This window comes from Kitasatospora sp. NPDC114501, assembly GCF_055633695.1.
Window position 1 is genome coordinate 11,963 of the sequence record NZ_JBVKDS010000006.1, and the last position, 22,893, is coordinate 34,855.

Genomic DNA, 22,893 nt, shown 5'->3' on the forward strand with positions numbered 1-22,893 from the left:
CGCGCAAAGAAGAAATTGCCACCCCGGAATCCACACTGTACGGTTGACCCGAATCTGCTTCCATGGGGCAGAAATCCAACAGGACTATAACGAAGATCTTGAAAGAGGTGCGCAGGCGGTGGACAGTAATCTTCGACACGCCTCTGTCGTGGCACTCAGCGAGCTTGGGCGCAGCCACGACTACCGTGACAGGGCGGACGCGGGCCGCGGGTTGGCCAACTTCGCTGAGATGGATGAGTCTGTCGGGATACTTTTGGATCTCATACTCGACACTGGCGACACTTTCGTTAGCCTGGAGACCACGGAAGCCCTGCTGCGACGAAAGGACAGCGTTGGGCTAGCAATAGTCGCCTCTGCACTGGCAGTTGCCAGCTCGGATCGAATCGAATGGTTTTACACCGCGATCGTCAATATTCTTGGAATATTTTCTAGCGATCTAGACGAGGCGGTGCGGGTATGCGAGAACTTGGCGCAGGACTCCGATGAAAATGTATCCCTGGGGGCTTGTAAGCTAATCGAAATTTTGGCAGACATCAGCCCCCCGCTTCGCACCGAATAGAAATAAAATAACTGGCCCAATTGGCCAAGGATAACCCTGGGTCACATCAAGACTCCATGCAATTAGCTTGGCGTTTTACTAGCCGGTCACTCGACCTGCTGATCTGCGCTTCTACCCGGGCGAAGGCGGCCGTTCTCCACGCTTCGAGATGTCGAGTCACGAAGCACGAGAGAACGGCCGCTGCGTATGAGTCTCCCCCTCGACCCGCCTGCAGGCGAGGCGTTGGGCGTGTTGTCCCGCTTTCAGGTTGAGTTCTACGACTGCCTGTACACCCGTGGCGACGCGCTCTTCGAGCTGACGGACGCGGTGCTGTGCGCGGACGGGCCGGTGAAGACGCTGGTCGAGTTGTCGCTCGCCCTTGAACACCGGCGCGGGCACGGTGCGATGTACCAGGCGCTGGACCGCGGCTGGCCTGAGCCGACGCGGCTGCGTCGCACCCTGGCCGGCCTGCTTCGTGTGCATCTGCCGGAGCTTGGTTACACCTGGCTCTCGGTCTTCTGCTTGAGGCGTTCGTAGGGCGTCTGGCCGCCGAGAGCCCCGTGGGGGCGGTGGAAGTTGTAGTAGTCCTCCCATTCTCGGAGTTTGTCGTTCAGGACGCCGGTGTCGTCGTCGACGACACCGGCGAGCATGCGGTAGAACTCCTCGGCGTCGATGCGGCGTGAGCGTTCGACCTTGCCGTTGAGGTGCGGGGATGCCGGCTTGATGTAGGTGTGGGCGATGCCCTTGTCGAGCACGTGCCAGTGGAAGGCGGACTGGAACTCCGCGCCGTTCTCCGTCTGGATCACCTCGACGCGGAACGGCAGCCGTTCCAGGACATAGTCCAGGAACTGGACGGCGGTCTTCTGGTCGCACCGCGGGTAGATCCGCAGGACGCGCAGCCGGGTGCAGTCGTCGATCGCGGTGAACTGGTAGTACTTCGCCCGGCGGCGGGTCTTGGGGGCCGACGCGGGTTCCGCAACATCCGCGCGAACGCGCCCTGCCCGGCAGCCGTGCCACAACCGGCACACCTCGGCCCCGGCCGCCCACCCGGCGTGCGGAACCGCAGGCCGGCACCCCGCTATGACGTCGGGAAGACCGTCAAACGCGAACCCACGCTCGAAGCCCACCTCGCCAAAATCGCAGCGGCAGCTTAAAAATCAAGCTGAGGGCATCTGATCTACATTGCAGGCGGTTTGTCTGGGGCGCGTGACCGGGCCGGTCTTCGTAGCCTGGTGGGCTCGCCGCACCAGCCCTGGCAAGGCGGCCCGTCCCCATGACCTGCGGGAGATCGTGAACGCGATCCTCTGTTCAACCGGACCGGTATCCCGTCGAAGTGCCTGCCACACGACTTCCCGCCCTACAAGACGTCTACGACTACTCGCGGAGTGGGAGGCGGCCGGCACTATGCATCAGGTCCACAACCTGATACATGACCGCACCCGCCAGGCCCTCGGCCGCCACAACACGTCCGTCCGCTGCCGCCCCGGACGCCCAGAGCACCCGGCCGGGACCGGGCACCCGCGCATAGCCGTTACTCCTCCTGCGGCAGGACGAAGCGCAGACGCATCGCGGTGCTGACGATCTGGTAGCCAGCCAGGCCGGACTCGCTGAATGGGTTGGGCAGCGGGGTGATCCTCCGGCGCTCGTGGTCGTTGACGTGGGAGACGTAGACGATCCGGTACTCAACATCCGGCTCCAGCTGGCTCGCCCGTGCAGCCCGCGTCTCGGTGTCCCCGAGGTGGATGTCGCCGTCCGCGCCGGTGGACGACTTGACCTCGAAGAGCAGCGTGCGCTCGCCGTCCCGGATCAGGAAGTCGTAGCCGAGGCTGTCGTCGCCCAGCCCGTCGGCGAGGACGTGGCGGCGCATCTCCGACTTCCACGACTCCTCGGGCGGCACCCCGAAGTGCCGTTCCAGCCAGGCGCCGGCCGCGGCCTCGCCGGCGAGGCCGACCGCGACGGGCTTCTCACCGCTACCGGGCTCCCGCGCGCTGCCCGTGCCGTTCCCTGAGCCGCCGGATCCGCGCTGGCGCGGGATGGCTGCCGCGGGGCCGGGCGCCTCGGGGGTCACCACGTCGACCGGCGTCGCCAGCTGCGTCTCGGTCAGGTCGGCCACCACTCGGCGCGCGAGTTCGCGCAGGTCGTCACTCCCCATGGGCAGGTGCTCGCCGTTGAACTCCAGCGTCGGCGCCTGGGACCGCCCCGACGGCGCCGTTCCATTCCCGTCACGCGGCTCCGGCGGCTGTCGGCCCGCCGCGCCGCCCTCCAGGCCGAGGTCGCCGAGGTTCGTCGTGGCCGGCATCCCCTCCGGCCAGTGGCCGCGCAAGTGCAGCCAGGCGATCAGGGCCTTGCGGGTCAGGGGCGCGAAGTCGAGGAGCCCCCTCCGCCTCCATTTCCCGGGCCACCTGGGCGGCCCCGGGGCAGGTGGACTCCGTGGCGCCCCCCTGCCGGATGAGCCAGCGCTCGATCAGGGTGCGCAGTTCCGGCAGCCGGGCGTGCACGAAGCCCACGCACATGCCCCGGACCTCGCTCACCGGCGGCAGCGCGCCCGGGCCATTGCCCGCCAGGGGCAGGTGCTCGGCCAGCCACCGGTCCGCGTGGTCGGCCATCAGCTGGGCAGGGAGCTCCCAGAGCGTCCGGTGCCACGCTGGGTCGGGGCCGAACTCCGGCAGTTCGCGCAGCCGCACGTACTTCCCCAGCTCCCGCCCGGCGCGGTGGGAGGCCGCGAACGCGTCGCGCACCCGGTCCACCAGCCGCGAGCGGTTGCCCTGCAACCATGCCTCGAACTGGCGGGTGTGCAGGGCGGAGTTGTCGATCGTGGCCAGCCCGAGAACCTCCCACGCGCGGTTGGCCCGCTCCAGCGGTACGCCGAGCCGCAGCAGTAGCCGCTGCCAGTCGTCCTCCGGGAGCGAGAGCAGCAGCTCGGCGCGGTCGGCGCCGAGCTTCCCCACCAGCCAGCTGCGCAGCTCCTCACGACCGTTGAAGGTCTCCTGAAGCTGTTGCAGCTGTTCCGCCAACTCGACGTCCTCGCAGGCGAGGACAGGCACCCGCCGGGCACTGCCCGAACGGGCGGAAGCGCGGTCGGAGAGCACCGCCTCCAGCCGGTGGAGCGGCAGGTCGAGCGCTGCTGCCAGGTCCGCCTCCGTCACCTCGGCGGTTCCCCGGCCCTGCATCCGTTGCCCCAGCCTCATCAAGGCGAGTTCGAGCTCCCGGGCCAGATAGGGAGCGCCGACCAGCTCCGCGATGCCCGGCGCAGCCGCCTGGAGGACCGGCCAGTCCGCCCGCGGCGGTGCCTGGACGACGACCAGGCAGGGGCGCTCGGGGTCGTCGTGCAGCACCGAACGGTCGGTGGCAGCCAGCACGTGTCCGGCGACATGGGTGACGGCCTCGGTGGCGAGCACCAGGGAGCAGGAGCCCAGGCGTCGGAGGAGCTGGGCGACCGTGACGGTCTCCGGACGCAGGGCGCGGTCCTCGTCGTACTCCACCACCGCGGCCACCAGGGCGCGCAGCCACGGGCCGGTGAACTCCAGCAGGGGCGTGCTCGGCTCCTGCGGCGCGGGCAGCTGATCCGCGACCACCTGGACCACCGCCTCGCTGCACGGACGAGGCTCGAAGCCGTCGTGGTCCGCGAGGTGCTCGTGCACCCGGCCGCCCAGGGCCCGGTCGTCCAACGGCAGCACGGGGACGGGGACCTGGTCGAGCAGCTTGCGCTGCTGGCCGCTGCCCGGACCCGGCAGGTAGACCGGTTCGGCCACCTCGTCATCGGAGGCGGCGGGGAGGACCTCCAGGGCGCCGGCCCGGGAGACCAGGAGGGCTTCCAGGTCGGTGGACCGGCCGCCGGTCGGCAATCCGTCCTGACCCAGGTGGGCCGGCAGCAGTTCCGACCAGGCCCGCTCGTAGGCGCGGCGGATCGCGTTGGCGTGCACCCCGTAGCGCAACTGAGGTGCCTCCAGCAGCAGTTGGGGCAGGTGGCGGAGCCGGTCGAGGGCGGTGCGGGGGTCGGACCAGCGACGCACGCCGAGCAGGTCGAGCCGTTCCAGCGCCTTGCCGGTCGCCCGCTGCCGCAGCCCCACGGACACGACCGAGAGGTAGGCGGGCGGCTGCTCGCTCTCGCTCCACCACCACGCGGTCAAGACCGGGGCGAAGGTGCTCCGGCCCCGGTGGTCCAGGGTCTGCGGTATCCACGGCGCCTGGCAGAGGACGGCGGCGAGCGGGGTCGGCCAGAGGGTCCCGGAGCCGTCGCGGCCTCGGACGAACCGGGCCTCCAGGGCGCTGTCCCGCCACCTGTCCAGGCCGTGGACAATCAGCTCAGCGTAGAGCCGACGGCTCTCGTCGGAGAACTCGGCGTAGGCGTCCTGGCCCGGGAGCTTCGCCAGCTGACGGTTCTGGGGATGGTAGGCGACGGTCGAGTAGAGGCTCCCGTGCCTGCTCCGCCAGTTCTGAGCGGTCGCCACCCAGTCCCGGTGCGCCTGGACGGTACGGCAGATCGACCAGTAGGCGTCGAAGGACCACGGGTGGTTGAGCTGGCTCCCCTTCACCGGCCCCCAGACATGGTGGTACGTCGGGCGCAGGCCGTGGCTCACCTCGTGGCGTTCCAGGAAGCGATGGAGCACGGCCGGATCGGTGCCGCTGCCCTTGCACACCTCGGCGGCCGGCCGCAGGAGTGCTTCGTGGGCCTGCCGGAGGGAGCCGTCCAGGGTCCGGGTCAGGTCCAGGAAGCGGACGAGCGTGTCGTCGACGGCCGAGGCCGCTCCCGCCCAGCCTGGACCGAACATCGCGTCCGAGGAGGGCAACCAACCTCCCCGGGTGGGCACGAGCAGGCCTTCGACGCGGCCCGCGCGCGGACCCTGCGCGCTCCACAAGCGGCAGGCCAGATGCAGGCACTCCAGCCGGGTCCCGTCGTCCTGCCCGTCCTGCCGCATCACCGAGGTCAGGACGGGCAGCAGCGCCGCCGGAGTGTACGTCTGCACGAGTCCCTGCTGTTCGAGCCACCGGCGACCGGCCACGCGTCGGCTTCGGGCCCTGCCCCGGCCTCCCGACCACGGGATCGCGTCATGGACGAAGGAGAGGCGCTCGCGCACGCGGGTAGGCAGCGCGGCGGGCTTGAGCAGGACATCGCCGGTGTCGGGGAAGAAGACGTGCTCGCCACCGGCGGGGACGAGCCGGCCGCCCGCGTCGAGGACGATCCGCTTACCCCGCAGCAAGGCGGCGTCGGGAAACGACAGCGCCAGATCGTGGTAGAAGTCCGCCCAGCGCTCGTGGTCGACATCGCCAGGGCCGGTGGCTGCGGCCAGTCCCTCGGCCACCGCCTCCGCCCACCCGGCGAGTCGGTCGGCCCGGGGCTCCAGGGGCAGGCGGAGCAGCCGGCCCATCGTCCGCAGCCGTTCGGCGCGCAGCGGGTCCAGGGCCGGGTCGATTACCGCCGCCCTGCCGGTCGCGCCGACGGCCTGCGGGGTGAAGACCTCGATGCCCTCGGGCTGCCGCATGAGGTAGCCATCGTCGAACGAGGCGCGGGAGCCCTCCGGATGGACTCTCGGCATGAAAGCCACCTCGTTGAGCTTGCGGTCCAGCCTCCGGAACGCCTCCTGCAGCCGCTCCAGTTCGGCGCCGTTCCAGCGGACCAGGTCGATCACGGCCTCGCCCGGCAGCCGCACCCGCCCCTCGTCGACCAGTACGACCGCCCGGGCGCAGGCCGTGGCCACCTCGTCGAGCAGCAGCTGGTTCCAGGGCGTCTCGACGGCGAGCGAGCGGCGGCTGACGTGGGCGAAGAACGGCGCGTGACGTACCCGTCGACCGGGCACTCGGTCGTGGCGCTCATCGGCAGGAAGGAGTAGAGCCGGCCGCGCGTCAGCGGCTCGCCCGCCGGAACGGCCACCACCACCTCGGCGGAGCCGCGCCACCGATCCCAGGCCTTGCCCATATCGCCGCTGGCCGCGATGGCGGGGAGGACGCGATCCTCCGGCACCCTGCTGCGGACCAGGACCAGCTTCAGGCGTCCGCGGCGCAGCGCCACCTCCTCGATCCTGAGGCCTCGAGCCTTGTACAGCGTGGTCACCCGCCGCCCGAAGACGGCGCGCTTCGGGGCGGCGCCGGCCTCGGCACGGGTCACCACGACCGTGGCCAGCCGATCGAGGAAGAGCTCGAACGGCGCGCTGTCGTCCGTGAGTTCGCGCAACTGTCGGGCGGCCGAGGCACGGGCCTTCGCGTCCTTGAGGGGCATGTCGTGTGTGGCCTCAAGACATAGATGACACGAGAGTCTCAGCAGTTCATTGACAGTTGTTCCGGGACATCCTTGACGCTGTCGCGGAACCTCCTTGATCATTGGGCGCTGTGACTGAGGGGGACGACGCTGCTGGGCAGGGTCCGGGCTGGCTGGTCGAGCAGCGGTACCGGGCAGTTCTTGAGGTGCTCGACGGCTCGTCGGTCAGCGAGGTGGCCCTGCGCTATGGGGTCTCCCGCCAGACGGTCTATACGTGGAAGGCCAAGCACGAGGCCGGCGGCCTGGACGGGCTCAAGGAGAAGTCCCGGCGGCCGCACACGAGCCCCGAGGCGCTCGTCTGCGAGATGCGCCGAGCCAACCCGCGGTGGGGAGCGCGCCGGATCGCCTACGAGATCGCGCGGACCGGCACGGTCCCGGCGCCGTCGCGGGCGACCGTGCACCGGGTGCTGGATTGCAGCGGCCTGATCCGGCACCAGAAGCAGCAGCACCGGCGCAAGTACCGGCGCTGGCAGCGCGAGACGCCGATGCACCTGTGGCAGATGGACCTGGTCGGCGGGATCTACCTGGCCGACGGCCGCGAGTGCAAGATGCTCACCGGGATCGACGACCACTCCCGGTTCGTCGTCGTCTCCACGGTCCTCGCGGTGCCGTCCGGGCGGGCCGTGGCGGACGCGTTCGTCCGGGCTATGCGGGTCCACGGTGTGCCGGCCGAGGTGCTGACCGACAACGGCAAGCAGTTCACCGGACGGTTCACCAAGCCCCGCCCGGCCGAGGTGCTGTTCGAACGCGTCTGCCGGGAGAACGGCATTACCGCCAGGCTGATCAAGCCCTACTCGCCGACGACCACGGGGAAGATCGAGCGTTGGCACCAGACCCTGCGGCGGGAGTTGCTGGACGTCGCCGGTCCGTTCGCCGACCTGCCCGCCGCCCAGGCCGCGGTCGATGCCTGGGTCCGCACCTACAACACCACGCGCCCGCACCAAGCGCTGGACATGGCCACCCCGGCCAGCCGGTTCCGGCCCAACCCTCCGCCCGAGCCCACGACCGTCATCCCCGTGCAGAGCCCCGATGCAGAGCCCGAGCTCGTCGCCGAACCGCGGCCGTCCGCACTATTGATGCCGACGTCCGCACCGGCCCTGGAGTTCGAGACCGTCGTCACTCCAAGCGGCCACGTCGGCGTCTTGCCGCGGGTCCAGCGGGTCCGCTTCGGCAAGGACCACGCCGGACGCCGGGTCCACGTCTGGGTCGACGAGATCACCATCCACATCAGCCTCGACGGCAAGCTCGCCAAGACCGCAGCCTCACGCCTGGGCCCGGACGACCTGCGGGAGCTTGCGATGCGCGGCGCGGTCGAAGCCGGACCGCCACCAGCAGCTGCCGATGTCTGGCAGGGCCAGGTGGACCCCGGCACGGCCATCGAGGCGGACCGAAAGGTCAACCAGTACGGCATAGCCCTGCTCGGCAAGGAACGCGTGAAGATCGGCTACGAGCTGGCCAACCATCGCGTCACCCTGCGACTCGACGGACAGCTCATGCACGTGATCCACGACGGCGTACTGGCCAAGACCCTGCCCGCCCCGATCGACGCCGAACAACGCGCCGGACTGCGCGGAGCCAAGGCCGCCTCCGGCGAACTGCCCGCGCCCGCCGCTGGCGCGATACGCGTCGAGCGCAAGGTCCCCGCCGCCGGCGTCATCATGATCGCCCGCCAGCGGCTCCGCGTCGGCCGCACCTACGCGGGCGAGCTCGTCACCGTCCACGTCGAGGACACCTACTTCCGAGTCACCCTCAACGGCGCCGACCTCGTAGTCCACCCCCGCAAGAACCAGCACCCCGTCACCCGCTTCAGAGCCAAGATCCACGCACCAAAGCTCTGACGTACTGTCGCCCATCAGCTGAGACCGTCAACGATGTCCCGAGGCCAAGCTGTCAACAAAGTCCTGAGTCCTCACACCACAAGGCGTTCCACCAGCGCGGCGATCGCGGCGGTGACGCGCTCGCCCTTGACGGACTGGCCCTTGCAGGCGGGCTTGCCGGCCGTCTTCGCGCACCGGTAGTACTCGTACACCTTCCCGTTCTTCGCGAAGTTCAGCTGCCGGTAGAACCGGTCGCCGCAGCGGTCGCAGTGCGCCACGCCCAGCCAGGGCGACGCGCCGTTCGAGCGTTCCTTGGTGACCGATCGCTCGTCCATCGCTGCCTGGATCACAGCCCACTCCCCCTCCGTGAACAGGGGCTTGGCCATCCGGATCGGCAGACCCTTCGCGTCGCGGGCGATCTTTCGCGCCTTCACGGAGCGGCCGGTCAGCTTCAAGCCCATCGTCGCCGGCGAACGCAGAATCTTCCCGACGCTCGAGGGGTTCCAATGGTTCGACGGCGGCGTCTTGCGCTTGCTCGTGTAGGTGTCACCCTGGTGCTTGTATGCGTGCATCGACGGCGTGTCGAAGCCAGCGGCCTCCAGAGCCGTGGCGATCATCCACTGACTCTGCCCCTCCAGGAGCAGCCTGCCCATGTACCGGACCGCCTCGGAGGTGACCGGGTCCGGCTCCAAGGTGCGGCCGCCGCCGGGGCGGTCGACGATCCGGTACCCGTACGGCGGCTGCCCACCCGCCCAGCGGTCGGTCTTCCGCAGATGCTTCTGGGCCGCGGCGACACGGGCCTTGATCCGCTTGAGCTCCATCTCCGCGAAGATCGACGCCAGCATCAGGAAGACCTTGGCCAGCTCGTTCCCGAACGACCGTTCCTGACCCTTGCGGTAGTCCAGGGTGATGCCGTCGTCCGTGAAGACCAGGACCTTGTGGTTCTCCTCCGCCCAGTGCGCGACGTCTGCGCAGTCCTTCGCCGACCGGAACGCCCGGTCGACCTTCGCCCACACCATCGCGTCCCACTCACCCTGCCGCTCGGTCAGCCACGGACCCAGGTCCGGCCGCTTCCACGGCGTGACCTCCGCGGAGACGTCCAGGTCCTCGAACGACCCGACGATCTCCCACTCCTTCGAGACCGCGTGCCTCGTCGCCGACTCCGCCTGGACCAGGTGCGAGACCTTGCCCTCGTCCCCGTGCGTGTCCGAGACACGCGAACCCACCACTGCCCGAACCGGCGCCGAAGCCGTCATGATGCTCACGGGAGGTCCTCTACCGCCCAGGCCAGCAGACAGCCTCGAACAGGCTGCACTCGAACGGGTGGACCTTTTTCGAAAAGGTGTCGTTCCGCTGGAGGATCGACCTCCAGGTCGCCACCCCCGCCCTCGCCGCCAAGGCCGTCGAGGCCTACGTCGAACGCGCCGCCACCCACGCCGAGCGCTGGTCCGACCACGCACCGGTGACAGCCGTCTTCGACCTCACCCGACTCCCGCAGCACTGAGAGAAGGTCGGGAGACCCACTCCGGCTGCCGCGAGGCCGTCGCGCTGCCCGTCCCGAGCATCGGCCGAGGCTGCCACTTGCCTGCAACCGAGCTGGCGGCCACGAGGCCCGGGAGCGAGCCCGCCACGAGCACTCGTCCCAGCGCATTCCCGTCGAGCACGCCCTCGCCGACCACACGCGCTGGAAGGGGCTGGCGGGCCGGACCCACCACCACGACACCCTCCCCGGCCACTTACGTCGTCGTTGCAGGGGCGCGGCGGGCGGCGCGCCGCAGTTGGGCGTACCCGTCCCGGCGGCTATGCCGCATATGTCGACAACGATGTATGCCGATGGGGTTCGCTACGCCCGGGCAGCGGGGCGAACAGCCGGAGGGCGGTCGCCGCCGGTGTCAGCGAACGTCGGGCCGCGGGACGGTCCAGGAGGGGCGGTCGTTGACGTCGGCGACGGTGGCCAGGGACAGCTCCTTGTATCGTCCGGAGACGGCGGCGGCTCGGTCGGCGGGCAGCGGGCCACCGTGCTCGGCCGCGCGGGCGATGATCTCCTCCGGCCCGAGGGCACGGTTGGCCAGGACCAGCGCGTTCAGGACCGGGCGACGGAGATCGTCGTACTGCCGCAGGGCGGCCACCGGGTCGCTCTCCCGGGCCAGGCACCAGGCCAGGACCCGGGCGTCGACAACGGACTGCGAGCCGCCGTTCATGCCCATCGGGAGCATCGGGTGGGCGGCGTCCCCGAGCAGGGTGACCCGTCCCGCGCTCCAGGACGGCAGCGGGTCGCGGTCGACCATCGCGTACGCGACGACGGTGGAGGTGCGCCTGACCAGGGCCGGCAGGTCGATCCACGGTAGCTGCCACTCGCGCAGGCGGGCCCGGGCCTCGGCCGCCGTGACCGGGCGGACCTCGGTGGGGGTGCTGGGGCGGCCGGAGGGCCCCGGCGCCTCTGCGGCCGACTCGTCGGGTACCTCCAGCACCCAGTTCAGCAGATCCTCGCCGGGCTCGGCGGCCGGGGCGATCGGGTAGGCGACGAATTTCGCGCCGGGCGTGCCGCCCGCCACCACCAGTGAGCGGCCGTCGAGCAGTCGCGGGTGGGGCGCGATGCCGCGCCACATCAGGACGCCGTGCCGACGGGCGGCGCCCTCGTGCGGGTGGAGCCGGGCCCGGACCGCGGAGTCGATGCCGTCGGCGCCGATCAGCACCTCGGCCTCCTCCACCACCGTCGCCCCGCTCGGCCGGTCCAGGAAGTGGGCCCGTACACCGCCCGGCACCGTCTCGAAGTGCCGCAGCCGCCGCCCGGTACGGACGGCGTCCGGGCCCAGCCGCTCGAGCACCGCCGCCAGCAGCAGGGTGTGCAGGCGGCCGCGGTGCACGGAGTACTGCGGCCACCGGTAGCCGGCCGCCGTACCCAGCGGCTCGTCCCACACGGGCGCGCCGGCCCGGTCGTAGTAGCGCAGCCGCTGAGGCGCGAGGCCGATCGTGGCCAGTTCGTCGGCCAGACCGAGCTCGGCGAGCTCCCGGACGGCATGCGGCAGCAGGTTGATCCCCACGCCCACCGCCTCGATCGCCCGCGCCGCCTCGCACACCCACGGCTGGAACCCGGCCGCGTGCAGGCTCAGCGCGCAGCTCAGCCCCGCAATCCCGCCCCCGACGACCCCGACCCGCATCAATCCCTCCTCCTTCTCGCACCGCTCCGGTCGACACGGGCGCAGGACGCCCGCCCCACGTGGCGGAGAAACGTTTCTTCGTCGCTGCGGCTACTGCGGAACAGCCGCCGAAGCCCTTCCTCGCATGCCAGTGACATGCTGTCAGATACTCGTCCACCGACGGACCGCCCTGTCGACCTGACTCCGCTTGGACCAGGTGCGAGACCTTGCCCCCTCGACCGCGTGCGTCGGCGCGGAGCACCGGTGGCGGTCGCGCGAGCTTCCTTCGGATGGAGTACCGGCCGGGCCGGCGGTTGCCGTCCGTTCACGGTCGTCCGCGGGCTCCTACCGCCCCGGGCGGTGGCTGGGTGACCGGGCCGCGGACGCGTCGGGCGGTGCGCGGGCCGGAGGCCGAGGCGGGCGCGGACCGACTGGCGGAACCTCCCACGGTTTGCCGAAGCTGGTCCGGGGACCGCGGGCCGGAGGTCCGCGACGACCGAAAGGACTTCCATGGGCAGCTTGCCGACCGACCACATGCACGCCGTCGTGACGGGAGGGGCCGGCTTCGTGGGTTCCCATCTGTGCACGGAACTCGTCCGGCTCGGCCATGCCGTCACCTGTGTCGACGACTTCTGCACCGGTTCACCGGCCAACGTGCGCCATCTGGTGGGCCGCCCCGGTTTCGAACTCCGTGAGGCGGACGTCACCGACCGGCTGGAGATCGACCGGCCCGTGGACCTCGTCCTCCACCTCGCCTCCCCCGCCTCGCCCAGCGACTACCTCCGGCTTCCGGTCCACACCCTCGACGCGGGCAGCCTGGGCACCCGCAACGCCCTGGCACTGGCCCAGCGGCACGGCGCGAGGTTCCTGCTCACCTCGACCTCGGAGGTCTACGGCGATCCGCTACAGCACCCGCAGAGCGAGAGCTACTGGGGCAACGTCAACCCGGTCGGTCCGCGGAGCGTCTACGACGAGGCGAAGCGGTTCGCCGAGGCGCTGACCACGGCCGAGGCCGCCGCCGAGGGGGTGGACACCGCGATCGTCCGCCTGTTCAACACCTACGGGCCCCGCATGAGGTCCTACGACGGGCGGGCGGTGCCGACGTTCATCCGCCAGGCACTGACCGGCGTGCCGCTGACGGTGACCGGCGACGGCAGCCAGACGCGCTCCCTGACCTACGTGAGCGACACCGTGAACGGCATCCTCGCCATGGCCCGCTCCGAGCTGGCCGGCCCGGTGAACCTCGGAAACGACACCGAGATCACCATGCTGGAGCTGGCGAGGCTCGTCATCGAGCTCACCGGCTCCACCTCGACGGTGGAGTTCATCGCGCGTCCCACCGACGACCCCGCGGTCAGGTGCCCGGACATCACCCTGGCCCGCGGAAAGCTCCGCTGGGAGCCGACGGTGCCCGCCCGCGAAGGACTCGCCCGCACCATCGCCTGGTTCCGCGAGCACCCCGAGGCCTGAGCAGTCGTCTCCGACCCGCCTCCACGTCGGGGAACCCTGACGTGCGGGGCCCGCCGCCGATCCGGAAGGCCGTCATGACCATGCGCATTCTCGGCATCAACGCCCTCTTCCACGACCCTGCCGCCGCCCTCGTCATCGACGGGCGGACGGTGGCGGCAGCGGAGGAGGAGCGTTTCAGCCGCCGCAAGCACGGCAAGCGTCCGCTGCCGTTCTCCGCCTGGGAGCTGCCCGAACAGGCCGCTCGCTGGTGCCTGGACCACGCGGGCATCCGCCCCGCGGATCTCGACCTGGTGGGCTACTCCTTCGATCCGGCACTCGCCCGGCCCGCCGAGCAGCTGGGACTGGACGACCCCTGGGACCACGTGCGCCTCACCTACGCCCGCGAGGCCCCGAACTTCCTCGCCGAGGCGCTGCCCGGACTGGACCCCGCCAAGGTCAGGTTCGTCCCGCACCACGTCGCGCACGCCGCGTCCGCCGCGTTCGCGGCCGACGGGAACAGCGACCCCTCCTCGGTCCTGGTGCTCGACGGCCGGGGCGAGGCGACGTCACACCTGGCCGCCCGCCGGGTCGGTCCGCGGTTGGAACAGCTCGCGGCCCAGGAACTCCCGCACTCGATGGGCCTGGTGTACGAGGAGCTGACCCAGCACCTGGGATTCCTCCGGTCCTCGGACGAGTACAAGGTGATGGCGATGGCTTCCTACGGGTCGCCGACATCGGTGGCGGAACTCCGCCGGCACGTCCACTCCACCGGCGACGGCGGTTTCCGCGCAGCCGGCGTGCCGTGGGCCGAGTTCGCACCGGCCCTGCGGCCCGGCCAGGAGTGGACTCCCGCCCACGCCGACCTCGCGTGCTCCGCGCAACGGGTGCTCGAAGAGGTGCTGCTGGACCTGGCCCGCTGGCTGCACGGGCGCACCCACGACCGGCTGCTGACCCTGGCCGGCGGGGTGGCCCTGAACTGCGTGGCGAACTCCCGCATCGCCGCCGAGGGCCCGTTCGAACGGGTCTGGGTGCAGCCGGCCGCCGGGGACGCGGGTACCGCGTTGGGCGCCGCGCTGCACCTCGCGGCCTCCGCCGGGGAGCAGCCGGAGCCGATGCCCGGCGCCGACCTCGGCCGGGGCTGGTCGGACCGGGAACTGGAGGACTGGTTGCGCCGCGCCGCCGTCCCCTACGAACGGCCGGAGGACGTCGCCGCCGAGGTGGCCCGGGAGCTCGCCGCGGACGGCATCGTCGCCTGGTTCCAGGGCCGGTCCGAATTCGGCCCGCGCGCGCTCGGTCACCGCTCCCTGCTCGCCCACCCCGGCCGGGCCGCGAACCTCGAACGGCTGAACGACGTCAAGGGGCGGGAGCAGTTCCGGCCCGTCGCGCCGATGGTCCTCGCCGACCGGGCACCGAAGATCTTCAACGGCCGGCACCCGAGCCCCTACATGCTGTTCGTCCACGAGGTCGCGCCCGCGTGGCGTGACCGGATCCCCGCCGTGGTCCACGTCGACGGTACGGCTCGGATCCAGACCGTCGACCCCCTGGACGACCCGCTGACGGCACGGATGCTGGAACGGTTCGAGCTGCTCACCGGCCTCCCCGTCGTCGTCAACACCAGTCTCAACACCGCGGGGCGCCCGATGGTGGACGACGTCCGGGACGCCCTGGAGTGCTTCGGCTCCGCGCCGATCGACCTGCTCGCCCTCGGCCCGTTCGTCGTCCGCCGAGGTGCCCTGTTCGCGGGGCCGGACCGGTCGGAGGCCCGGGCATGACGAACGGCACCGGTCCCTCGTACGCCGTCGTCATCCCCACGCTCGGCCGGCCGAGTCTCTCCGTCACCCTCGCGGCCCTCGCCGGGGCCCGCGGTCCGGCGCCGGAACGCGTGGTCCTGGTGGACGACCGCCCGCTGACCGACTGCGGGCCGCTGGACGTCGAGATCCCGCCGTCCCTGCGGGACCGGATCTCGGTGGTGGCGGGTTGCGGGAACGGCCCCGCGGCCGCCCGCAACGCCGGCTGGCGGAGCGTCGGACAGGAATGGATCGCCTTCCTGGACGACGACACCGTGCCCGGCCCGACCTGGACGGCCGACCTGGCCGCCGACCTCGCCGCCTGCGGGCGGCGCACCGGCGGAAGCCAGGGCACCATCGCGGTGCCGCTGCCCGCCGACCGGCGGCCGACCGACTGGGAACGGTCGACGGCCGGGCTCGCCAGATCGTTGTGGATCACAGCGGACATGGCGTACCGCCGCGCCGTTCTGGAGCAGGTCGGCGGCTTCGACGAGCGCTTCCGGAGGGCGTTCCGCGAGGACGCCGACCTGGCCCTGCGCGTCCTCGACGCGGGCTGGCACCTCACCCAGGGCGCACGCACGACCCTGCACCCCGTCCGGCCGGCCGACCGCTGGGTCTCCCTGCGCCAGCAGGCGGGCAACGCGGACGACGTCCTGATGAACCGCCTCCACGGGCGGCACTGGTGGCACCGGGCCGGAGCGGCCCGCGGCCGGCTCCCACGGCACCTGGCGATCACCGGCTGCGCGGTCGGCGCCGCCGTCGCGGCCCTGGCCCACCGCCCCCGCGCCTGCCTCGCACTCGCCGGGCTCTGGCTGGCGGGCACCGGGGAGTTCGCGCTGGCGAGGATCGCGCCCGGGCCGCGGCTCGCGGACGAGGTCACGACGATGCTGCTCACCAGCGCGGCGATCCCGCCCACCGCGGGCTACCACTGGGCCGTGGGCCTTCTGCGGCACCGCCGCGTGGCGCCCTGGCGGCCCGTGCCGGACACCGGGTCCGGGCCGGGGTACCCGGTCGGCGGCGGACGACCGGTTCCGGCCCACCACTGAGCCCCGTAGGCGCGCAGCCGAGGAGGACACCCCCATGACCGTTCCCACCGACTCCACCGCGCCGGCCGGGCCCGGGCGCCCGGCTCCGGACGGCCTGCTGCCATGGATTCGGGCGACCGGGTCCACGGGTGCCGCGGACCGTCCGGGGACACCGCGTGCGGCCGTGCTCTTCGACCGCGACGGCACGCTCGTCCACGACGTGCCGTACAACGGCGATCCGGGCGCCGTGCGTCCGGTGACCGGCGCGGCCGACGCCGTCGCGGCCCTGCGGTCGGCCGGGATCCTGGTGGGCGTCGTGAGCAACCAGTCCGGGGTGGCTCGCGGCCTGCTCACCCGGGAGCGGGTCGAGGCGGTGAACCGGCGCATCGAGGCCCTGCTCGGCCCGATGGACGTGTGGGCCGTCTGCCCGCACGGCCCCGACGAAGGCTGCCGCTGCCGCAAGCCGGCCCCCGGCCTGGTCCTGGCCGCCTGCCGGGTCCTGGGCGTCCCGCCCCGGCGGACGGTCGTCATCGGGGACATCGGCTCCGACGGCGCCGCGGCCGAGGCCGCCGGGGCGTTCCCCGTCCTGGTGCCCAACGCCGTCACCCGCGCCGAGGAGACGGCTGCGGCGAGGACCGTCGCGCGCGATCTCCTCGCGGCCGTCGGAACCGCGCTGGACCACCTCCTTCCCCCCGGGCGGGCCGCATGACGAGGACCCTGGTGGTACGCCTCGACAGCGCGGGCGACGTGCTGCTCGCCGGGCCCGCCGTGCGAGCCGTCGCGGGCTCCTCCGCGTACGTGGCCATGCTCTGCGGGCCCCGGGGCGCCGCGGCGGCCGAGATCCTGCCCGGCGTCGACCGGACCGTCGTCTGGGAGGCCCCCTGGGTCGGCTTCGACCCGCCTCCGGTGGACGCGGAGGACGTCCGGGCGGTCGTGGAGGACCTCGCCCGGCAGCGCTTCGACCGCGCCGTCGTGTTCACCTCCTTCCATCAGAGCCCGCTGCCCACGGCCCTGTTGCTCCGGCTGGCCGGCGTGGCCGAGATCGCCGCCGACTGCGAGGACTACCCGGGTTCGCTGCTGGATCTGCGCCACCGGCGCGCGCCCGGTCGGCACGAGGCCGAGGCGGCCCTCGACCTGGCCCGGGCCGCCGGATTCCCGCTTCCCCCGGACGACGACGGCCGGCTGCGGGTGCTGCCGCCGCCCGACCTGCGGCACCTGACCGGTCCGGACCCGTACGTGGTGGTCCATCCCGGCGCGGCCGTTCCCGCCCGCGCCGCCGGTCCCGCGGTGCTCGCGGCCGCGGTGCGTGCCCTGGCCGACCGCGGACGGCGGGTGGTGGTGACCGGTGGCCCGGCGGAGAAGGAACTCACCGCCGAGGTCGCGGGGGCGCACGCCCTGGACCTCGGAGGCCGCACCGACTTCAGGGGCCTCTCGGCGGTCCTGGCCGCGGCCGACGCCGTGGTCGCGGGCAACACCGGTCCGGCCCATCTGGCCGCCGCCGTCGGCACCCCGGTCGTGAGCCTGTTCTCACCGGTCGTGCCGGCCGAACGCTGGCGGCCCTTCGGCGTGCCGCACCTGCTGCTGGGCCGGCAGGACGCGCCGTGCGCCGCGAGCCGTGCCAGGGTCTGCCCCGTCGAGGGCCATCCCTGCCTGGACACCCTGACCGGCACCCAGATCGCGGCGGCGGTGGGCCGGTTGACGAACGGAGCGATGCCGGGCCCGGGCGGGCACTTCCCGCCCGCCCGGCCGGGCACCGGAAAGGTGAGCTCATGAACATCCTGCTGCGGCACGCGCCCGACCCCCGGACGACAGCGTCCGTCCGGGAACGGTTCCCGGCGGACCGGGACCGCCAGACCGGCGAGGTGACACGGTGAACCGGCCGCTGACCGTCGCCCTGGTGTCCGAGCACGCCAGCCCGCTCGCCGTGCTCGGCGGGGTGGACGCCGGAGGACAGAACGTCCACGTCGCCGCACTCGCCGGCGCCCTGGCGGACCTGGGCCACCGGGTGGTCGTGCACACCCGGCGCGACCGCGCCGAACCGCCCGACGAGGTCGTGATGCGCCCGGGCGTCGTCGTCCACCATGTGCCGGCCGGACCGCCCCGCCCGGTCCCCAAGGACCAACTCCTGCCCTACATGGACGAGTTCGGCGACCATCTGGCGCGCTACTGGGCCCGCCGCAGACCGGACATCGTGCACTCGCACTTCTGGATGTCGGGGCTGGCCGCCCTGCGCGGAGCCCGGCACCTGGGCATACCGGTCGCCCACACCTATCACGCGCTCGGTACGGTCAAACGCCGGCACCAGGGCCACGAGGACACCAGCCCCGCCCGACGGATCGCGCTGGAGTCGCACCTCGGCCGCACGGCCACCCGCGTGATCGCCACCTGTAGCGACGAGGTGACCGAGCTCCTCGCGATGGGTGTACCCGCCGACCGCGTCAGGATCGTGCCGTGCGGTGTCGACCCGGACCGGTTCAGCCCCCAGGGCGACGTGGCCCCGCGCTCGGCGCCGCACCGGCTGCTCATGGTCGGGCGGCTCGTCGCGCGCAAGGGCGGTGCCACCGCCCTGGAGGCACTCGCCCGGCTGCCCGACACCGAGTTGGTGGTCGCCGGCGGCCCCCCGGCCGATCGCCTGGCCACCGACCCGGAGTGCCGGCGGCTGCGCGCGCTGGCCGTCGACCACGGAGTGGCCGACCGGTTCGTCCTGCTGGGCGGCGTGCCCAACACCCGGATGCCGGCGCTCCTGCGCAGCGCCGACCTCGTGGTCTGCCCCGCGCACTACGAACCGTTCGGCATCGTCCCGTTGGAGGCGATGGCCTGCGGCGTGCCGGTGGTCGCCACCGCGGTCGGCGGGCACCTCGACACGGTCGCCGACGGCCGCACGGGCCTGTTGGTGCCCAGCGGGTCCGGTCCGGCGCTGGCCGCCGCGGCCGCCAGGCTGCTCGGCGACCACCGGCTGCGCCGCGACTTCGGGGCGGCCGGACGCCGGCGCGTCCTCGCCCTCTACGGCTGGGACCGGGTCGCGGCGAGCACCGAGAAGATCTACCGGGAGACGGTGCGCCCCCACCCCGTGGCCCCCGATCCGCAGGCCCGCACCGCGGCACCGTCGGGAGGACTGTGATGAGCGCTCACTTCCACGAGTCGGCGCACGACCTCGCGGAGGCCGACCGGCACTGCGCCGCGCTGGAGGACGCGGTGCGGGCCCTGCGCGGTGAACAGCTTCCGCTGCTCACCAGCTGGGGCCAGGCCCTGGCCGGCCTGCTGCCGGCCGGTGGGCGCCTGCTCGTCGCGGGCAACGGCGGCAGCGCCGCGCAGGCCCAGCACCTCACCGCCGAACTCGTCGGCCGCTACCGCGCCGAGCGCCCCGCGTTCTCCGCGCTGGCCCTGCACGCCGAGACGTCCGCACTGACCGCGATCGGCAACGACTACGGCTTCGAGGAGGTGTACGCACGCCAGGTGGCCGCGCACGGGCGGCCCGGCGACGTCCTGGTCCTGATGAGCACCTCGGGGCGCAGCGGCAACCTGCTCAGGGCCGCCGACGTCGGCCGTAGGTCGGGTCTCGGGGTGTGGGCGATGACGGGCCCGACACCCAACCCGCTCGCCGAGCGGGCCGACGAGACACTCGCCGTCGCCGCCGAGGCGACCGCCACCGTCCAGGAGGTCCACCTGATGGCCCTCCACCTGGTCTGTGAGGCGTTCGACGCGGCGCTGGCCCGCCGGGCCGGCGGGCAGTCCCCGGCCGACGACGTCCGGCCGGCGGGGGAGGTCGCGTGAACCGGCCGCCCGTGGTGGCGGAGCGGCCCGGCGCCGTCGGCCCCGGCGGGCCGGGACCCGCGGGGGCGGGCGCGTGAGCGCCGGCGACGGCCGGCCGCGGCTGCTCGTCCTGCGCGCGCTGGGCCTCGGCGACCTGCTCACCGGCATCCCGGCCCTGCGGGCACTGCGCCGCCACCACCCCGGCCACGAGCTGGTCCTGGCGGCGCCCGGCCGCCTGGCCCCGGCGGCGGCGGCCACCGGCTGCGTCGACCGGCTGCTGGCCACCGACGCCACCGGGCGCCAGGTGCCGGGCGAACTGCGCTGGGACGGGCCGGCGCCGGAGCTGGCGGTCGACCTGCACGGCTGCGGCGAGGAGAGCCTGAGCCTCCTGCGGGCCCTGGAGCCCCGGCGGCTCATCGGGTACGCGGCACGCGGGGCCGGCGGCGCCGGGTGGCGCGCGGACGAACACGAACGGGACCGCTGGTGCCGTCTGCTGCGCTCCCACGGCATCCCCGCGGACCCCGCCGACCTGCTGATCCGACGACCGGCGGTCCGTTCCCCCGCTCCTGGAGCGGTGGTGCTGCACCCGGGCGCCGACGCGGGGGCCCGCCGGTGGCCGGCCGCCCGTTTCGCCGCGGTGGCCCGCGAGCTTCGCCGCTCCGGCCGGCCGGTGGTGGTCACCGCCGGCGCGGGCGAGGCGGAACTCGCCCAAGAGGTGGCCGCCCTGGCCGGCCTGCCTCCGGGATCGGTCCTCGGCGGGGCCGCGGACGTGCCGTTCGAGACCCTGGCGGCGCTGGTCGCCGAGGCGGGCGCCGTGGTCGCCGGGGACACCGGCCTCTCCCATCTCGCCACGGCCCTCGGCACCGCCTCGGTCACCCTCTTCGGCCCGGTGTCGCCCCGTCTCTGGGGACCGCCGGCCGACGGCCGCCACCGGATCCTGTGGCGGCCCGAGCGCCCCGACGACGACCGGCCCGGCGACGCGCACGGCGAGTCCCCCGACCCACGGCTGCTGCGGATCGGTCCGGACGACGTCCTGTCCGAACTCCGGTCCCTCCACACCCGTGCGAAGGAAGGACGTGACGGCGACCGATGAAGAACCCCCGTCCCGCTCCGGCGCCCCGCATCGGCGTCGTGGTCATCACGCGCAACCGCCGGGAACGCCTGCTGCACACCCTCGACCGGCTCCAGAGCCTGCCCGAGGCCCCGCCCGTCCTCGTTCTCGACAACGCCTCCACCGACGGCACGGCCGCCGCCGTACGCGACCGCCACCCCGCCGTGGCGGTGCGGGTCCTGCGCCGCAACCGGGGCGCGGTGGCCCGGAACCTGGGAGTCGAGCAACTCGGCACGCCCTACGTCGCCTTCAGTGACGACGACTCGTGGTGGCGGCCCGGGGCGCTGTCCCTGGCGGCCGGGCTGTTCGATCGGCACCGGCGGCTCGGGCTGCTCGCGGCAGCCACCCGCGTCGGGCCCGGCGGCCGGGCCGACCCGATCGACGACCAGCTCGCCGCCTCCCCGCTCGGGGTGGCCCCCGATCTGCCCGGGCCCTCCGTCCTGGGCTTCCTCGCCTGCGCGAGCATCGTCCGCCGAAGCGCGTTCCTGGAGGTGGGAGGGTTCCATCCGGTGCTGCACTTCGGCGGGGAGGAAGCCCTGCTGGCCCTCGACCTGGCCGCGGCGGGTTGGGGAGTCGCCCACTGCCCCCAGGTCGTCGCCCATCACCACCCGGATCCCGGCCCCCGGCCCGGCCGGCACGCGCGCATGCGCCGCAACGAACTGCTCACCTGCTGGCTGCGTCGGCCGTGGCCCCACGTGGCCCGGCAGAGCGCCGGCCTTCTGCGGGAGGCCGCGGGCAGTCCCCAGGCCGCCCGCGCACTGGCCGGAGCGCTCCCCCGGATCCCCGTCGCGCTCGCACTGCGCAGACCCCTCCCGCCGGAGGTGGAGAAGTCCGTGGCCCGTCTGGAAGAGGCCGGCGCGATCGACGGGAGGGCCCGATGACCGACCAGCGCGTCGCCGTCGCCGTCATCACGCACAACCGCCGCGACGAGCTCCTCCACACCCTCGCCCGGCTCGCGCTCCTGCCCGAGAAGCCGCCCGTCGTCGTCGTGGACAACGCCTCCGCCGACGGCAGCCCGGCCGCCGTCCGGGTGCTGCATCCCGAGGTCCGCCTGCTCACCCCCGGCCGCAACCTCGGCGCCTGCGGCCGCAATCTCGCCGCCCGCGAGCTGGACTGCCCCTACCTGGCCTTCAGCGACGACGACACCTGGTGGGAGCCCGGCTCGCTGCGCGCCGCCGCCGACCTGCTGGACGCCCATCCGGACGTCGCCACCGTCACCGCCCGGATCGTGGTCGAGGATCCGGCCGCGCCGGACCGGCCGCCGACGGAGGACCCGATCGTGGCCGAACTGCGCGATTCCCCCGTGCCCGCCCCGCCGGGTCTGCCCGGCCCTGCCCTCGGCTCGTTCCTGGCCGGAGCCACGGTCGTCAGGCTCTCGGCCTTCCGGGCGGCCGGCGGCTTCTCACCGCGGCTCTGGCTGGGCGGCGAGGAGGAGCTCCTCGCCCACGACCTCGCCTCCAAGGGCTGGTGGCTCGTCTACGCCGCCGATCTCACCGTCCACCACCGGCCGTCACCGCTGCGCGACCCGACACTGCGACGCCGCCACGGGATCCGGAACACCCTGTGGACGACCTGGCTCCGGCGTCATCCCGCGACCGTCGTACGGCGTACCGCCCACCTTGCCCGTACGGTCCCCCGCGACGCCGTCTCCGCCCGCGCCTTCGCCGAAGCCGCCGCCGGCCTGCCCTGGGTCCTGCGGGAGCGCCGGCGGCTGCCGGCCCGGGTCGAACAAGGCCTGCGGCTGTTGGAGGAGCCCCAGCGGTCGTCGACCGTACGCCGCTACGTCGGGTGAGTCCGCGCTGGGTCTGCCCGCCCCACCGGCGGTCGCTGCGCCCACGGCGGGGGGGGGGGGGAGGGCCGGCCGCACCGGCCCGGTCGCGGAGCGTCACACCGAACCGGACCGGCTGAGCGGCCGACGCGCTGTGACGGACGCCACCGGGCGCGCGACGTCGCTGGTCAGGCCGGGTGTGACGGCTCCCCACCCGCCGCTGTGACGCGATCGTCAGTCCGGGACCCC

18 protein-coding genes and 2 pseudogenes are annotated in these 22,893 nt (G+C 73.1%); 15 read left to right on the forward strand and 5 right to left on the reverse strand.

Annotated elements, in window-relative coordinates; all coding sequences use genetic code 11:
• Window positions 1-43: 43 nt before the first annotated feature.
• Window positions 44-559 carry a hypothetical protein gene (locus ACZ7RU_RS12945; RefSeq protein WP_470340964.1) on the forward strand — a complete coding sequence of 172 codons (516 nt, stop codon included), beginning with the start codon at window positions 44-46 and terminating at the stop codon, window positions 557-559.
• Between the two features lie 186 nt (window positions 560-745).
• Window positions 746-1,075: a transposase gene (locus ACZ7RU_RS12950; RefSeq protein ID WP_470340965.1), complete on the forward strand. Its 330-nt coding sequence runs from the start codon at window positions 746-748 to the stop codon at window positions 1,073-1,075.
• On the opposite strand, the pseudogene ACZ7RU_RS12955 reads toward ACZ7RU_RS12950, so the two are convergent.
• A pseudogene (locus ACZ7RU_RS12955) lies at window positions 1,036-1,533 on the reverse strand (integrase core domain-containing protein); the annotation flags it as partial. The gene ACZ7RU_RS12950 and the pseudogene ACZ7RU_RS12955 overlap by 40 nt on opposite strands.
• On the opposite strand from ACZ7RU_RS12955, the pseudogene ACZ7RU_RS12960 reads away from it, so the two are divergent.
• Window positions 1,501-1,692: pseudogene (locus ACZ7RU_RS12960) on the forward strand (hypothetical protein); the annotation flags it as partial. The pseudogenes ACZ7RU_RS12955 and ACZ7RU_RS12960 sit on opposite strands and share 33 nt — an antisense overlap.
• Window positions 1,693-2,069: 377 nt before the next feature.
• Here the strand turns inward: ACZ7RU_RS12960 and ACZ7RU_RS12965 are convergent.
• Both ACZ7RU_RS12965 and ACZ7RU_RS12970 read right to left on the reverse strand, forming a co-directional pair.
• Entirely contained in the window at window positions 2,070-2,837 is a 768-nt protein-coding gene (locus ACZ7RU_RS12965; protein WP_470340966.1) for a protein NO VEIN domain-containing protein, read from the reverse strand.
• On the reverse strand, window positions 2,761-6,336 hold the full coding sequence (locus ACZ7RU_RS12970; RefSeq protein WP_470340967.1) for a hypothetical protein: 3,576 nt from the start codon (window positions 6,334-6,336) through the stop codon (window positions 2,761-2,763). Before ACZ7RU_RS12970 ends, ACZ7RU_RS12965 begins: the two co-directional genes overlap by 77 nt.
• A gap of 529 nt (window positions 6,337-6,865) precedes the next feature.
• Here ACZ7RU_RS12970 and ACZ7RU_RS12975 point away from each other — a divergent pair.
• Window positions 6,866-8,632, forward strand: a complete 1,767-nt coding sequence (locus tag ACZ7RU_RS12975) for an IS481 family transposase (RefSeq protein ID WP_470340968.1) — start codon at window positions 6,866-6,868, stop codon at window positions 8,630-8,632.
• A gap of 71 nt (window positions 8,633-8,703) precedes the next feature.
• Here the strand turns inward: ACZ7RU_RS12975 and ACZ7RU_RS12980 are convergent, their stop codons facing one another.
• Entirely contained in the window at window positions 8,704-9,867 is a 1,164-nt protein-coding gene (locus ACZ7RU_RS12980) for a recombinase family protein (RefSeq protein ID WP_470341234.1), read from the reverse strand.
• A gap of 86 nt (window positions 9,868-9,953) precedes the next feature.
• Here ACZ7RU_RS12980 and ACZ7RU_RS12985 point away from each other — a divergent pair, with 86 nt between their 5' ends.
• On the forward strand, window positions 9,954-10,115 hold the full coding sequence (locus tag ACZ7RU_RS12985) for a hypothetical protein (protein ID WP_470341247.1): 162 nt from the start codon (window positions 9,954-9,956) through the stop codon (window positions 10,113-10,115).
• 388 nt (window positions 10,116-10,503) lie between these two features.
• Here ACZ7RU_RS12985 and ACZ7RU_RS12990 read toward each other — a convergent pair whose 3' ends face one another.
• Window positions 10,504-11,772: an FAD-dependent monooxygenase gene (locus tag ACZ7RU_RS12990; RefSeq protein WP_470340969.1), complete on the reverse strand. Its 1,269-nt coding sequence runs from the start codon at window positions 11,770-11,772 to the stop codon at window positions 10,504-10,506.
• 489 nt (window positions 11,773-12,261) lie between these two features.
• Here ACZ7RU_RS12990 and ACZ7RU_RS12995 point away from each other — a divergent pair, with 489 nt between their 5' ends.
• From ACZ7RU_RS12995 to ACZ7RU_RS13040, 10 genes are all read left to right on the forward strand, one after another.
• Window positions 12,262-13,221, forward strand: coding sequence for an NAD-dependent epimerase/dehydratase family protein (locus tag ACZ7RU_RS12995; RefSeq protein WP_470340970.1), 960 nt, complete (start codon window positions 12,262-12,264; stop codon window positions 13,219-13,221).
• 80 nt (window positions 13,222-13,301) lie between these two features.
• The gene (locus ACZ7RU_RS13000; protein ID WP_470341235.1) at window positions 13,302-14,972 is read left to right on the forward strand and encodes a carbamoyltransferase family protein; all 1,671 of its coding nucleotides are present in this window, start codon (window positions 13,302-13,304) and stop codon (window positions 14,970-14,972) included.
• The gene (locus ACZ7RU_RS13005) at window positions 14,969-16,033 is read left to right on the forward strand and encodes a glycosyltransferase family 2 protein (protein WP_470340971.1); all 1,065 of its coding nucleotides are present in this window, start codon (window positions 14,969-14,971) and stop codon (window positions 16,031-16,033) included. The genes ACZ7RU_RS13000 and ACZ7RU_RS13005 overlap by 4 nt, the downstream gene beginning before the upstream one ends.
• Before the next feature lie 34 nt (window positions 16,034-16,067).
• On the forward strand, window positions 16,068-16,721 hold the full coding sequence (locus tag ACZ7RU_RS13010) for a D-glycero-alpha-D-manno-heptose-1,7-bisphosphate 7-phosphatase (RefSeq protein WP_470340972.1): 654 nt from the start codon (window positions 16,068-16,070) through the stop codon (window positions 16,719-16,721).
• The gene (locus ACZ7RU_RS13015; protein WP_470340973.1) at window positions 16,718-17,785 is read left to right on the forward strand and encodes a glycosyltransferase family 9 protein; all 1,068 of its coding nucleotides are present in this window, start codon (window positions 16,718-16,720) and stop codon (window positions 17,783-17,785) included. Before ACZ7RU_RS13010 ends, ACZ7RU_RS13015 begins: the two co-directional genes overlap by 4 nt.
• 97 nt (window positions 17,786-17,882) lie before the next feature.
• Window positions 17,883-19,133, forward strand: a complete 1,251-nt coding sequence (locus tag ACZ7RU_RS13020) for a glycosyltransferase (protein WP_470340974.1) — start codon at window positions 17,883-17,885, stop codon at window positions 19,131-19,133.
• Window positions 19,133-19,786 (forward strand): D-sedoheptulose-7-phosphate isomerase, encoded by a 654-nt coding sequence (locus ACZ7RU_RS13025; protein ID WP_470340975.1) that lies wholly within the window; start codon window positions 19,133-19,135, stop codon window positions 19,784-19,786. The genes ACZ7RU_RS13020 and ACZ7RU_RS13025 overlap by 1 nt, the downstream gene beginning before the upstream one ends.
• Before the next feature lie 73 nt (window positions 19,787-19,859).
• Window positions 19,860-20,858 (forward strand): glycosyltransferase family 9 protein, encoded by a 999-nt coding sequence (locus ACZ7RU_RS13030; RefSeq protein WP_470340976.1) that lies wholly within the window; start codon window positions 19,860-19,862, stop codon window positions 20,856-20,858.
• Window positions 20,855-21,757 carry a glycosyltransferase family 2 protein gene (locus ACZ7RU_RS13035; protein WP_470340977.1) on the forward strand — a complete coding sequence of 301 codons (903 nt, stop codon included), beginning with the start codon at window positions 20,855-20,857 and terminating at the stop codon, window positions 21,755-21,757. The genes ACZ7RU_RS13030 and ACZ7RU_RS13035 overlap by 4 nt, the downstream gene beginning before the upstream one ends.
• A complete protein-coding gene (locus ACZ7RU_RS13040) occupies window positions 21,754-22,668 on the forward strand; it encodes a glycosyltransferase family 2 protein (RefSeq protein WP_470340978.1) in 915 nt (304 codons plus the stop codon). Before ACZ7RU_RS13035 ends, ACZ7RU_RS13040 begins: the two co-directional genes overlap by 4 nt.
• The last annotated feature ends 225 nt before the right edge of the window (window positions 22,669-22,893 follow it).

Excerpts from the sequence above, each read along its gene's own strand:
- ACZ7RU_RS12950 (WP_470340965.1), top strand. The coding sequence starts at position 746 with ATGAGTCTCCCCCTCGACCCGCCTGCAGGCGAGGCGTTGGGCGTGTTG.
- ACZ7RU_RS12965 (WP_470340966.1), bottom strand. The coding sequence starts at position 2,837 with ATGCCGGCCACGACGAACCTCGGCGACCTCGGCCTGGAGGGCGGCGCG.
- ACZ7RU_RS12980 (WP_470341234.1), bottom strand. The coding sequence starts at position 9,867 with ATGACGGCTTCGGCGCCGGTTCGGGCAGTGGTGGGTTCGCGTGTCTCG.
- ACZ7RU_RS12990 (WP_470340969.1), bottom strand. The coding sequence starts at position 11,772 with ATGCGGGTCGGGGTCGTCGGGGGCGGGATTGCGGGGCTGAGCTGCGCG.
- ACZ7RU_RS12995 (WP_470340970.1), top strand. The coding sequence starts at position 12,262 with ATGGGCAGCTTGCCGACCGACCACATGCACGCCGTCGTGACGGGAGGG.
- ACZ7RU_RS13000 (WP_470341235.1), top strand. The coding sequence starts at position 13,302 with ATGCGCATTCTCGGCATCAACGCCCTCTTCCACGACCCTGCCGCCGCC.
- ACZ7RU_RS13005 (WP_470340971.1), top strand. The coding sequence starts at position 14,969 with ATGACGAACGGCACCGGTCCCTCGTACGCCGTCGTCATCCCCACGCTC.
- ACZ7RU_RS13010 (WP_470340972.1), top strand. The coding sequence starts at position 16,068 with ATGACCGTTCCCACCGACTCCACCGCGCCGGCCGGGCCCGGGCGCCCG.
- ACZ7RU_RS13015 (WP_470340973.1), top strand. The coding sequence starts at position 16,718 with ATGACGAGGACCCTGGTGGTACGCCTCGACAGCGCGGGCGACGTGCTG.
- ACZ7RU_RS13025 (WP_470340975.1), top strand. The coding sequence starts at position 19,133 with ATGAGCGCTCACTTCCACGAGTCGGCGCACGACCTCGCGGAGGCCGAC.
- ACZ7RU_RS13035 (WP_470340977.1), top strand. The coding sequence starts at position 20,855 with ATGAAGAACCCCCGTCCCGCTCCGGCGCCCCGCATCGGCGTCGTGGTC.
- ACZ7RU_RS13040 (WP_470340978.1), top strand. The coding sequence starts at position 21,754 with ATGACCGACCAGCGCGTCGCCGTCGCCGTCATCACGCACAACCGCCGC.